Source organism: Candidatus Villigracilis sp. (assembly GCF_057083605.1).
Genome location: NZ_JBXMTI010000048.1, coordinates 25618 through 37998 on the forward strand (window position 1 = coordinate 25618; position 12381 = coordinate 37998).

The 12381-nt window shown below is 49.5% G+C and carries 9 protein-coding genes; 4 read left to right on the forward strand and 5 right to left on the reverse strand.

The window, feature by feature from the left end:
• The first annotated feature begins 163 nt into the window (after positions 1–163).
• The gene (thrS, locus tag AC14M5_RS07755) at positions 164–1975 is read left to right on the forward strand and encodes a threonine--tRNA ligase (RefSeq protein WP_484029076.1); all 1812 of its coding nucleotides are present in this window, start codon (positions 164–166) and stop codon (positions 1973–1975) included.
• 219 nt (positions 1976–2194) lie between these two features.
• On the opposite strand, the gene AC14M5_RS07760 is transcribed toward thrS, so the two are convergent.
• From AC14M5_RS07760 to AC14M5_RS07770, 3 genes are read right to left on the reverse strand one after another with little or no spacing between them, the layout of a single operon-like run.
• A complete protein-coding gene (locus AC14M5_RS07760) occupies positions 2195–2965 on the reverse strand; it encodes a hypothetical protein (protein ID WP_484029077.1) in 771 nt (256 codons plus the stop codon).
• On the reverse strand, positions 2962–3912 hold the full coding sequence (gene mvk, locus AC14M5_RS07765) for a mevalonate kinase (protein ID WP_484029078.1): 951 nt from the start codon (positions 3910–3912) through the stop codon (positions 2962–2964). Before mvk ends, AC14M5_RS07760 begins: the two co-directional genes overlap by 4 nt.
• Complete coding sequence (locus AC14M5_RS07770) at positions 3909–4778, reverse strand: decaprenyl-phosphate phosphoribosyltransferase (RefSeq protein WP_484029079.1); 870 nt, start codon at positions 4776–4778, stop codon at positions 3909–3911. The genes mvk and AC14M5_RS07770 overlap by 4 nt, the downstream gene beginning before the upstream one ends.
• Positions 4779–5233: 455 nt before the next feature.
• Here AC14M5_RS07770 and AC14M5_RS07775 point away from each other — a divergent pair, with 455 nt between their 5' ends.
• Positions 5234–6832 (forward strand): phytoene desaturase family protein, encoded by a 1599-nt coding sequence (locus tag AC14M5_RS07775; RefSeq protein WP_484029080.1) that lies wholly within the window; start codon positions 5234–5236, stop codon positions 6830–6832.
• 155 nt (positions 6833–6987) lie between these two features.
• On the opposite strand, the gene AC14M5_RS07780 is transcribed toward AC14M5_RS07775, so the two are convergent.
• Positions 6988–7650 carry a nuclease-related domain-containing protein gene (locus AC14M5_RS07780; protein ID WP_484029081.1) on the reverse strand — a complete coding sequence of 221 codons (663 nt, stop codon included), beginning with the start codon at positions 7648–7650 and terminating at the stop codon, positions 6988–6990.
• Positions 7651–7711: 61 nt separating this feature from the next.
• Between AC14M5_RS07780 and AC14M5_RS07785 the strand changes: the two genes are divergently transcribed.
• Positions 7712–9247, forward strand: a complete 1536-nt coding sequence (locus tag AC14M5_RS07785) for a phytoene desaturase family protein (RefSeq protein WP_484029082.1) — start codon at positions 7712–7714, stop codon at positions 9245–9247.
• 68 nt (positions 9248–9315) lie between these two features.
• Here the strand turns inward: AC14M5_RS07785 and AC14M5_RS07790 are convergent, their stop codons facing one another.
• Positions 9316–11535 (reverse strand): hypothetical protein, encoded by a 2220-nt coding sequence (locus AC14M5_RS07790; RefSeq protein ID WP_484029083.1) that lies wholly within the window; start codon positions 11533–11535, stop codon positions 9316–9318.
• A gap of 237 nt (positions 11536–11772) precedes the next feature.
• Between AC14M5_RS07790 and AC14M5_RS07795 the strand changes: the two genes are divergently transcribed.
• On the forward strand, positions 11773–12348 hold the full coding sequence (locus AC14M5_RS07795) for a DUF6174 domain-containing protein (RefSeq protein ID WP_484029084.1): 576 nt from the start codon (positions 11773–11775) through the stop codon (positions 12346–12348).
• The last annotated feature ends 33 nt before the right edge of the window (positions 12349–12381 follow it).

The window sequence follows — 12381 nt, forward strand, 5'->3', positions numbered from 1 at the left end:
CGCCCCGTTGTGGGTGAGAGTTTTTTGTTTAAGGAGGTCGCTATGACTGAAGACAGCACTACCTTCACTCAAAAGCGCCTCGGAGGTTTGTGACTGCTTTTCTCCGAGACGCGAACATGTCCACGAAGCAGAAGCAAACCAAACGTTAAGAAAGGAAGCGAAAATGTCACAACAAATGCAGGAAAGATATGAAGATTCATATTTGTATAAGATCCGTCACTCGACGGCACATGTCATGGCACAAGCCGTGTTGGAAATGTTCCCTGATGGCAAAGTGACGATTGGTCCGCCTGTCGAAAATGGGTTTTATTATGACTTTGACCTGCCGCGCAACCTCACGCCCGAAGACCTGGAACAGATCGAAAAGCGCATGAGGCAAATTGTGCAGGGCAAACACGAGTTTAAGAAGAGAGTCGTTTCGGCGGAGGAGGCGAAGAAGATCTTTGCAGACCAGCCATATAAGCTGGAATTGATCGATGGCCTCGAAAAAGGTGAACTCGACGAATATGGCAATCCGCTTAAAGAGAAGCCAGAGATTTCGATCTACCAGCAGGATACGTTCACGGATTTGTGCCGCGGGCCACATGTGCAGAACACGAAAGAGATCAAACAAGATGCCTTCAAACTGATGTCGATTGCGGGTGCGTATTGGCGCGGCGACGAGAACAACAAAATGCTGCAACGCATCTATGGAACGGCCTGGGAAAACAAAGACCAGCTAAAGGATTACCTCCATCAACTGGAGGAAGCCAAGAAGCGCGACCATCGCAAGCTGGGCAGGGAGCTGGAAATCTTCATGTTTGATGATGAGGTCGGTCCCGGCCTGCCGCTCTGGCTGCCCAACGGCGGTGTGATGATCGAAGAGTTGGAAAAGCTGGCCAAGGAGATGGAAGATAAGGCTGGCTATGTGCGGGTGAAGACGCCACATCTTACGAAGGAAGACCTCTTCATTCGCTCGGGCCATTTGCCTTATTATGCCGAGAGCATGTATCCGCCGATGGAATTGGAAGGCGTGAAGTATTACGTCAAACCGATGAACTGCCCGATGCACCATAAGATCTTCGGGTCGAAGAGCCGCTCCTATCGTGACCTGCCCGTACGCCTGGCGGAATATGGCACGTGCTACCGTTACGAAAAGTCCGGTGAATTGATCGGCCTGCAGCGCGTGCGTTCCATGCAAATGAATGACGCACACATTTACTGTTCCGAAGAATTATTCGAGCAGGAATTTCTGGCTGTAGTTGACCTGTACGTCAATTACTTCAAGCTATTTGGCATCGAGAAGTACGTGATGCGCCTGTCTTTGCACAGCAAGCAGGGACTTGGCAAGAAGTACGTTGATAATGAGCCCCTATGGATCAAGACGGAAGACATGGTACGCCGCGCAATGATCAATGGCGGTGTGCCGTTCGTAGAAGCACAGGATGAAGCCGCGTTCTACGGCCCTAAAATTGATGTGCAAATCTGGTCTGTGATCGGACGTGAATTCTCGCTGGCCACGAATCAAGTGGATTTCGCCGTACCAGCAAAATTTGATCTGAAGTTCACGAATAAAGAAGGCCAGGATGAAATTCCGCTCTGCATTCATCGAGCTCCATTGGGCACGCACGAGCGCATGATCGGCTTCCTGATCGAACATTATGCGGGCAATTTCCCCGTCTGGCTTTCACCTGAGCAGGTACGCGTAATATCGATTACGGACGCTCAAAATGAGTATGCGGAAAAGATCGCGAAACAATTGCGCGAGAATGGAATCCGAGCGCATTCGGATCTGAGCGCTTCCCGCATGAACGCCAAGATCAGACAGGCCCAGTTGATGAAAGTGCCATACATGATAGTGGTCGGTGATAACGAAATGCAGGCGGAGCAAGTGTCGCTGCGCGTGAGGGATGGCAGTCAGCAGAATAACATTTCGCTGGATGAGTTTGTTGCAGGAGTGAAGGATAAGATTTCAAGGCGAGCAAGCGAGTTATAGTGACTGACCATGGACAATAATAAAACTGGAGAACCTTTTGGTTCTCCAGTTTTATTATTAGTTTTCTTGCAAATGTCAACAAAAACTTATTGCTTCAAGCGGCATCTCGCCGCCGGGGACGGTGACGAGAGCACTTGATAAGTCAAATGTAGGGATGCAGCGAGTCAGTTAATGATTTCGACATGGAATCGTCTCGCTGTGTCCCTACGGAGGATAAACTCACTTATGCAATTGGCGCAGAATAAATAATGATGATCCTTGAATCACCAGAGCAGTCAGGGTTGAGGTTCCAAAGGCAACAGCTAAGGATGTATTTTCAATCAACAAACCCAAGACAAGATAAAAACCTGCAAATGCGAATAAGCCAAAGGTGAGACCGCGCAAGACATTGATCGCGCCATCATGTCCCTGCTGGCGTTGGGCAAAGATAGCGAGAATGCCTGCAAAGAGAGGAAAAGTAGTCAGCAAACCCGTCAGGCGCGGGCCGATTATAGGTGCGATGCCTGTCACAAACAAAATAAAACTGGTTCCCACCAGAATGCGCACGGGGATGTCCCATTGGTTTAGGGTTGATACTGCAATTTGCTCTGCTTCCTGCTTGGGCATCAACCAGACACCCAGTGAAATCGTAATCAGAACCCAAACAAAAAGAGGAAATAGGGACATCGTCAAATTTTGCAACATGATAGTCATCAGCGCAAATGTCGTCATGCTCCCCAAGGTTGTAATACGCCAGTCAAATTTTTTTGCAAGCCAGGCGTGTGTGAGGCAGAATGCTATCAGTGAAAACCCTCCGCTTAACGTGCCACGTATGGCATTCGCTGCGAAAGGAATATCATGGCTGATGGCAAGGAAGAAAATCACCGGGCCTGATGTGAGTGGCAGGCCAACGATCCAGCCGCTGACGGCAGGCCCCCAGCGACGCCCGGCCAAGCTGGCAGTGCCGATGATGATCGGCGCGAGAATCAATTTTAGGGCGAGAATATTCATTTGATTTCTGTGATGATCGTCCGCCTGGCGCCTGCAGAAATCAATGCATCCGCCACGGACTCCGCCCTGGCCTGCTCGGTCAACGCGATCATATTGCCTCCCCGTCCGCCGCCGCTGAGTTTTGCGCCCATTGCTCCAGCATCCCGCGCAGCGATCACAAGTTTATCCAATTCGGGAGAGGACACTGTTAGGTCCTGTAAAAGTGAATGGTTGTGGTCCATGAGTTCGCCCAGCAATTCGGGCTTTCCACTTTCGATGGAACGCCGTGCGATCAAAGAGACCTGCGCAATTTCATTGAAAATATTTTCGAAATGGTTTGTGTTTCTCAACCATAATCGGCGCACATCACCAACAGACTCTTTTGTCAACGCGGGGATGCCAGTATCGCCAATGACGATGGTGAAAGGCTTGCCTGTTTTGAGAGTCTCGATCGGCTGACCTTTGATAAAGTAAACGGGCATGTTATAGGTGATGACAGTATTATCGATCCCCGAGGGTGTTCCATGATGAAGCTTTTCAATTTCATAGGCGAGCGTGTTCACTTCATCATCTGAAAGAGAATGTGAGAAGAAAGATGAAAGGGAGCGTATTAAAGCAACCGATACTGCTGCGCCGGAGCCAAGTCCAGATGCGACGGGGATGGTGGATGAGATGTTGATTTCGACCCCCGTCTGTCCCCCCATCTTCTCTTCGAGAAAATGGGGGGAAGAAAAGGGGGGTGAAAAAAGTTTGAGAATAACCGAAGCAATTGGATGGTCAGAGGGAAGCGAGGTCAGTACGGCGTGCAGGTCAATGACTGGAGCGTGAATCCAAATCCCAGAGCAGGATGAGTCCAGGACTTCAACATCCGCATGGACTTGTGTAACGGGAACAGCCAGCGCAGGGCGGCTGTATACCACTGCATGTTCGCCGAAGAGGATGACCTTGCCGGGCGCAGATGATTTCACGAGAGATAAAAGATCGCCAGAACGGCTGCTCCCCAAAGGATCATTGCAATTTGAAACGGGCGGTCAGACAATAAAACTTCTTCGGGCGCGCCGCCAGCGTGCTTGACTTCGATGAGATATAAATAACGAAAGATGGTGTACACCACAAATGGGATGGTGAGCATCATGCTGTGATTTTCAGGGACGTTGGGCGCGGAGAATGTATACAGTGAATAAGCCACAATGGTAGTGCCTGAAACGATCATGATGTATTGATCGAGCAGAGGCAGTGTATAACCATCCAACACTTTGCGGTGTGAACCTGCGCCATGCGCAAGCAATGCTATCTCTGCGCGTCGTTTGCCAAAACCGAGGAAGAGGGAAAGCAAAGTCATCACCACGTAAAGCCAGGGGGAGAATCTTTCAACAGCTATCAATGTAACGCCCGCATGGACTCGCAAAACAAATCCTGCGGCAATGACTAAAACATCCACAATTGGGATGTGTTTCAGCCATTTTGAATACGCCATATTAAGCAAAAAGTAAATAAGGATAACACCCGCAAAATCTGCCGCCAGAAAATATGCGACTACAACCGTGAGTAGCACCAATGCAATACCTGCAATCCATGCCGCAGTGACCGAAAGCTTCCCTGATGCTATCGGGCGGTTCTTCTTTTCGGGATGCTGACGGTCGGCTTCCACATCGGCAAGATCGTTGAAGATATAAACACTGGAGGAGATCAGGCAGAACAACGCAAAACCTGCAATCGTCCGCAATAGTGAATCGACATTGAGGAGTTGTTTATCAAAGACGAGCGCGGCGAAAATGAAAACATTCTTCGTCCATTGGCGCGGGCGCATGGTTTTTATTAAGGCAGTTAACATGGGGTTATTTTACCTGTATTTGGCGTAAGTGCTATTCTTCAGAATCACTAATATAGAAAGCATAGATAAATTGTTTTTGTAGGGTTCTTGAATACGAGAAACCGAGAACTTTTAATCTAATATATGTATATAATTGCATCATCTTTTCAATTGCGATCAACATATCTGCAGGAATAATCTATGACAATGGACACTTATGATGCAATCATTATCGAGACTGGGTGAGCGGGGCTGAAGCCGCCCGCCCGCGTTGGTAAGTTGCCGTTCTATGAGCCTGAATAGAAGAAAAAAATAACCTATGATGAACAAAGATAAACAAAGATGATTAACCGCAAAGAGCGCCAAGAACGCAAAGATTTAAAAGGTTTTTCTTGGCGACCTTGGCGTGCTTCGCGGTTCAAGAAAGAATCCCTGTTTATCTCCGTGTATCTTTGGTGAATTCAAAGGAATTATTTATGACAGCAAATCAATACGACGCGATCATTATTGGTGGTGGGCACAATGGACTTGTCGCCGCAGCCTATTTGGCAAGAGCTGGCAAGAAAGTTGTTGTGCTGGAACGCAGACATATCGTCGGCGGGGCGGCGGTGACGGAGGAAATTTTCCCTGGGTTCAAATTCACTGAATTTTCGTATGTGGTCAGTTTGTTGCGCCCAGAGATTATCCGCGATTTGGAATTGCCGAAGCATGGATTAAAGATTCTGCCATTGCCTAGCACATTTACACCAATGGAAAACGGAGATTATCTCGCCGCGTGGGACGATCATGACTTGACGCGTCGCGAGTTGTATCGTCATTCCCCAAAAGATGCAGAAGCATATGACGAATATGCGCGTGTGATGGCTCGTGCGGCGAAGGCGATCAAGCCCATCATCAATTTGATTCCGCCTGACCCAACCTCTTTGAGCCTGCGTGACATGCTCGGCTTGCTTAAGGTCGGTCAATATGCGGCGAGTCTCAAAGAAAAAGAATTGTATACAATTGCAAAGCTCGCCACGCAATCATCTGCAGATTTGCTCGAAGAGTGGTTCGAGACCGACGCGTTGAAAGGCACCAAAGCGGCAAGCGGAATCATCGGCACGTTTCTCGGTCCGCGCTCGCCTGGGACGGCGTACGTGTTACTGCATCACTACATGGGTGAGATCGACGGCGCGTTCCGCGCCTGGGGTTTTGCCAAGAACGGCTCTGGCGGAGTCAGCGACTCGATCCTTAACGCGGCGCAAGCGCTCGGGGTGGAGATCAGAGTCAACGCAAGCGTGAAGCAGGTCATCGTTAAGAATGGACGCGCTGTTGGTGTCGCATTGGATAACGGCGATGAGCTGCAGTCCCGAGTCGTCATGTCTGCCGCGGACCCGAAGCGCACCTTCCTGCAATTCGTCGAAGGCAAACATTTCCCCGATGAATTTGTCACGTCGATCCAAAACTTCCGCACGCGTGGTTCGTCGGGAAAGGTCAACATCGCGTTGAGCGAACTGCCCAACTTCACGGCACTGCCATTTGAAGGCAGGGGACATGATTCGGCCCTGCATCGCGGCGCGGTGTCGATCAGCCCGAGCATCGATTACATCGAGCGCGCCTACGATGACGCCAAGTATGGGCAGATCTCGAAGCGCCCGTATCTCGACATGATCTTTCCATCCATGATCGACCCCGATATGGCGCCGCCCGGGCAGCATGTGATGTCCTGCTTCGTGCAATACGCGCCGTACGATCTTGAGGGCGGCTGGAACGACGAAAAGCGAAACGAACTCGGCGAAGCGGTCATCTCGACTATCGAACAGTACGCGCCGAATATCCGCAAAGCCATCGTCGGCATGCAGGTCATCTCGCCGAAGGACATCGAGGCCATCGCGGGCATCACGGGCGGCAACATCTTCCACGGCGAACTACTGCTGCACCAGATCTTCTTCCTGCGTCCCACCCCGCAATGGGCAGACTTCCGCACCCCGCTCAAAGGCTATTACTTCGGCGCGGCAGGCGCACACCCCGGCGGCGGAGTCATGGGCGCGGCTGGCATGCTAGCGGCGAAGGAAATTTTGAAGGATGGGATGTAGAGAGCAGAAAGTGGAGAATAGAGAATAGTTATTAGATGAACGGCGGTCGAGTAGTTCCGCGTGCTTTTCGCGGGACGTATCGAGACCATGCTTCTTTCTTAACTGGAAGTTGATTTTGCGAAATGGAGATTGCTCTGCCGTTTAGGCTTTTACGATCAATTATTAAACTTATTTGCTAAATACGCTTGATGTTGAACGTCTGTTGCCTTAGTTAATTCATAACGCCTGCATTCAAGCCGTCCAACACAAAATTCAAGTCGATTTACAGAAATCACATCCTCTTGAAAAGTGTTCAGATGACTTACAAGTTGATCTAAATAAACAACACCATTCGGAATAGGAGTTTTGAATTCTGCACTTCCACTAAAAACTACGATGGAATGTACTTGTTCTTTTGGAAGAAAGTCAAGCAGATGTTGAATTGCCTTCACATGACGATAGTTTTGGTGGATTGGACTTTGAAATCTGCTCTTAACTCGATAGATAGTTTGTGTCCACATATCTGACTTTTCATTTCCAAAAATCCAACCTGAGTAGTGCTTTACCTCAATCACAAATACACCTTTTGTGGAAATCAAAATATGATCAATCTGGGTAGTCCCATCCTGAAAAGGAATAGTCACGTTGTTGAGCAAATGAAAGTTCGGCGACTTGAAATTTGAGGTTACTATCTTTCGCACAGCCGCCTCGCCCCGATTTTGATTCAACATTAATCTGGAACGATAAGAATTCTTTATTACAAAGCCAATGAGTAAACCAAAAACGAAAATTGCAAGACCAAATGATCCAAGGCAAATTATTGAAAAGGAATCAGACATAGATTACGCCCTTTGAAAAATATAGTTATTGTGATTATACAATGACAAAAAGGAATCATTCATGACAAATCACTACCACACCATCATCATCGGCGCGGGGCACAATGGATTGGTCGCTGCTGCGTATCTCGCCAAGCAGGGCAAAAAGGTTCTGGTTCTCGAACGCCGCGCCATCGTCGGCGGCTCGGTGGTGACCGAAGCCTTTAGCGAGGGCTTCACGGTTGACTCTGTTTGGGCGGGCGGGGCTCTTCGTCCCGATATCATCAAGGATTTGAAACTCTCACTACCAAAGGTCAGTGCGAGGCCAGCATTTATTTCATTGTTGGGCGTAAGTCGGACTGGCAGTCCGACTTACGCAGATCACCTCATGCTCGATGCGAACCCTGCCAAAGCCGCAGAGTCAATCAAACGTTTCTCCGAAAAAGACGCGGCCAGGTGGCCAGAGTTCATCGCCTACATGAACAAGTCTGCCAAGTTTTTAGACAAAGTCTATGCCACCATCATGCCCAGATTGGGCACTTTGCCGCGCCTGCCGATGAACTTCAACATCGCCGAAGGAATCGGACTGGCTCAAATGGGCATCGGCATGCGTATGCTTGGACGTAAAGACATGCTTAACCTGATCCGCATGTTGCCGATGACCGTCATCGAATTCGTCGAAGAATGGTTCGAGTCCGAACAACTCAAAGCGGCGATTGCAGCGGTTGCTATTCACGGCTTCACCATGGGGAGCATGTCCGCGGGCACGGGTTACACCCTGCTCCACAACTGGATGAATCGCGGCGGCTTGTCACATGTCAATGTTGGGCAAGCAGGTGAGATCACAACCGCTTTAGCCAACACCGTAAAGTCCTTTGGCGGCGAAATTAGAACTGAGTCAGAGGTAAAAAGTATCAAAGTTGAAAGTCAAATCGCAAAGGGTGTTGTTCTTGCAAATGGCGAAGAGATTTCCGCGAATAAGATTCTCTCGTCCGCTGACCCGAAGCACACGTTGCTCAAACTTGTTGGACCCATGGAGTTGCCGCCCGAGTTCGTCTGGCACACCCAATCCATCAAAATGCGCGGATCGGTGGCGAAGGTCCACTTGCAGACGAATGGGAATCATGGCATCCCCGCAGGGACAATTGTCCTCGCCCCAACTTTGAAATACCTCGAACGCGCCTACGACGCGGCCAAGTATGGCGAAATTTCCGAGAAGCCATATCTTGAAATAACAACTTATGGCAACGCAGTCAGCATCCATTTTCAATTTGCGCCGTATGCGTTGAAACATGGAGATTGGAGACTGGAGTCTAAAAAGGTTGAGAAACTTGCGATAGACACTCTTACGGAATACTTCCCCAATCTCCAATCTCTAATCTCTAATTCTCACATCATCACGCCTCTTGACCTCGAGCAGATCTACGGTCTCACCGAAGGTGACCTCAACCACGGTCAACTCATGCTTGACCAGTTCCTGTTCATGCGGCCCATGCCAGGCTGGTCAAACCACAAAACGCCAATTGACAATTTATATCTCTGCGGAAGCGGAGTGCATGGCGGGGGCGGGATCAGCGGGGCAAGCGGCAGGAATGTAGTAAAAGTTTTGAAAGGATAGTAGATTTCAAGAGCGGAAACGGCGACCATCATTTCGGTGGTCGCCGTTTTTGTTGGTGTTGTTTGTTGTTATTGCGCTGTAGCAGTGGCAATATTGCTGATTGGGCTTTCGAGGTCAATGCCTGCATCGAAGACACCATTGCCGTTGCAATCCGTCCATGCTGTCACCACGTACGAATAACTAACACGGCTGGTTAATCCGGTATCTTTGTAGGTCAATGTCCCTGCGGAAACACCCGCACGGAATTGCAACTTGCCTGCCTGATAATAGTAAATGCGATAACCGCCGCTCGAAGCAGGCGAGCCAGCTAACCATGTGAGGGTGATCGCTTTTTTGGCAGGTTTCGCAGCCAGGTTTTGCGGAGTACCAGGAGCCGTGCAAGCCGGGGCAGGAGGTGTTCCCCATTTAGTGGAAGCCATTACCATAGGCTCGGCCATACCCGTATTCAACCAGGCGTTGAGCAGGTTCACACCTTCATTCGCAAGAAATGCATTACTGCCATCATTTGCAAGGTATTGGAACTGGATGTATTCCCAACTGGTGGGCTGATACATCAGGCTGATATTGGCATAAATCGCTCCAGCAGGCGGATCGAGGGTGATCTCATCCCAATAACGGTAGCTCCCATCCGCATTCTGATACTGGTCAGCAGGAGTGGGCAATGCGTTACGCTTGCGGGCTTCTTCATAGTCGAAGCCATAAGGCGGAATGCGGTTATCCTTGATAACCGTATTGTTCAGTACAAAGTGGAAGGTTTCATGGTCTGTGCCCAGAACTTGTGCGGCTAAATCTCCAAGTGTGTAGTCAACGGCTCCCGTTAGGCGGTCATAACTGAGCGCCATATCAGGAGAGTAACCGAGGCCAAGCAATTGATTCGCCCATTCCCGGGTCATGCCATAGTGAGCTTCATAGATTTTTGTGTTGGGGCCACTCAAATCAAGAATTGACTTCACTTGAGCACCTCCGATTGAAGCAACCACGCCATATTGGCCATCTTCGCGCAAGAGAATGTTGTTGGCGTCATACCATTTGATGTTCAGCCACATCCGCCGTCCCTCAGGGTAGCCGGAGATGAGCTTATGCCCGGTCAGGTTGGTAATCTTGAGGGTGTTACCGTTGAGAGACAATGAAGAGGCAAGTTGTAATTGTTGTGCGGCGCGACTCTTGCCGGCATTGATCGCGTCAATCTGCGTGGTGGTCAAGCCACCGCCCAAGCGCAGAGTGCCCTGCGTATTTTGGTACAGGATGACATCAGGCATCCAGTAGTTGCCGCCAGTTAGATCATGTAATGGCAGGTCGGTGCGAGTAGGAGTGCCGGCCTTATTCGCGCCCACGCCAGTGACCGCGCGCATGTGACAGGTCTGGCAACTGAAGTAGCGGGGTGAGCCATCAGCGTAGTTGCCTTGGGCGGAGTCGAATGCAGCTTTAACGGCACCAGCTTTCAGGTCAGCAGGAAGCGAGGCATAGTCAGCGACAAGCGTCTTTGAGAATGCGCCGGAATAATATTCGCTGAAGGTCCGCTCCACAATTCCATATTGATACGGAAAATTGTTGAATGCGGCCTTCGTATCCAATGCCGATCCGAAAACTCCACTGTCAATAACCGGATCGGCTGTTATCTGTGTTCCGTTGTTATGAGCCAGATCACCCACTGCCGGGTTAGACACATCATGGCAGGAGCCGCAGAAATTAATATCGCGGTGGAATTTGGATTGAGTGAACTGATGCCTGGCAGCAGTATCGCTATATGGCCCCAGTTTGGCATTGCCGCCTGAAAGTGACAACATTCCAGAACCAAAATATCCTCCGCCTGCGCCGTCATTGGCGACAAACGGATCATTCATCACCCCGGCATGTTCTGTCCCTGCCGGATTGGTCATCTTGTGACACGTGTCGCAGTCGACACCATCCGCATCGCCAGCCATTAGGCCAGAGCCATCGGTGGGGGTGGAGCGGCCGGCGTACCACCCGCCTGTGCTGTGGCAGCGAATGCACAGATCGCCGGAGCCGGGGAAATCCTGCTCAGCGATTGCCATGGTTGCCCAGAAAATGGGATCGCGGCCAGCATTCGCCATCATGCTGCCGCGCCAGTTAAAAGCAGGTTCCACGGCGCGGTTGTAACCACCATGGCAATTATCGCATTTGTCCGGGGTTTCAAGGTTTCCCACTTCATTTGGCTGGGTACCAGGTTGTTGGATTTCGTTGGGCACAACTGTTGCTGCGCTGACAATTCCCACAACAGCGACACTCATCAAAACTATGATCGTAAGCGTAACTATTTTTTTCATATCACACTCTCCTCTGTCCAAAAAAGGATTAACAGGCGCGCTGATTTCGGTGTGAACTTGTATAGATTTTCCCTATTACATTGTAGGTTTCTTCATTGTGAAACAAATTACTATTTGTCATAATTACAAATGATGAAAGTCATATCCATGTTATTCATTGCAAGCCTCTTAAGAATTTGAAATGCAGAAGACCAGCGTTCAATTTTGCTGGTCTTCTGGTTATGTTATATTTTCTTTATGACTCGCTCAATACCACGCGTTGCTAAAATAGCAAGTGCCGCCGTGCTGCTCGGAATCCTGATTCAAGTTTTATATGACCCGATTTCATCTGCAAGACATTCTTTGGAAGTTTCGAGCACGCACAATCAACTGCCCCAGGCGCGAGCTAAGTGGGAAAAATACAGAATCTCGGATTACACCTTTGAGATCATAGGCAATGCGCGCTCCATCTGCCAGCCTTCTGCGATTATTGAAGTTAAGAATGATGTCGTGGTTAAAGTGGAAGTGCTGGACTTCACTTCGGAAAACTCAACTTTGCAGATTCTTCCGTCAGATCAATGGGCTGACCCTGATTGGGGCAATGAAGTTTTTCTATGCAATTACAACCACTTCACCATGACGCAAATCTTCACCCTGCTTGAGCAGACTCTGCAGAACTTTCCATCCTCCATCATGCAAGCGGACTTTGACCCGGAGTATGGATTCATCTCTTCTTTCGAATACGGCATTTATGTCGGTTATGGATTAGCAAGGCCGCAGATCAATGATTGCTGCAACGTTTTCAGAATCCAAAATTTTCAACCAAATGAATAAAGATACAAGTGTCGCTTCGCTCAAGGAATCAAT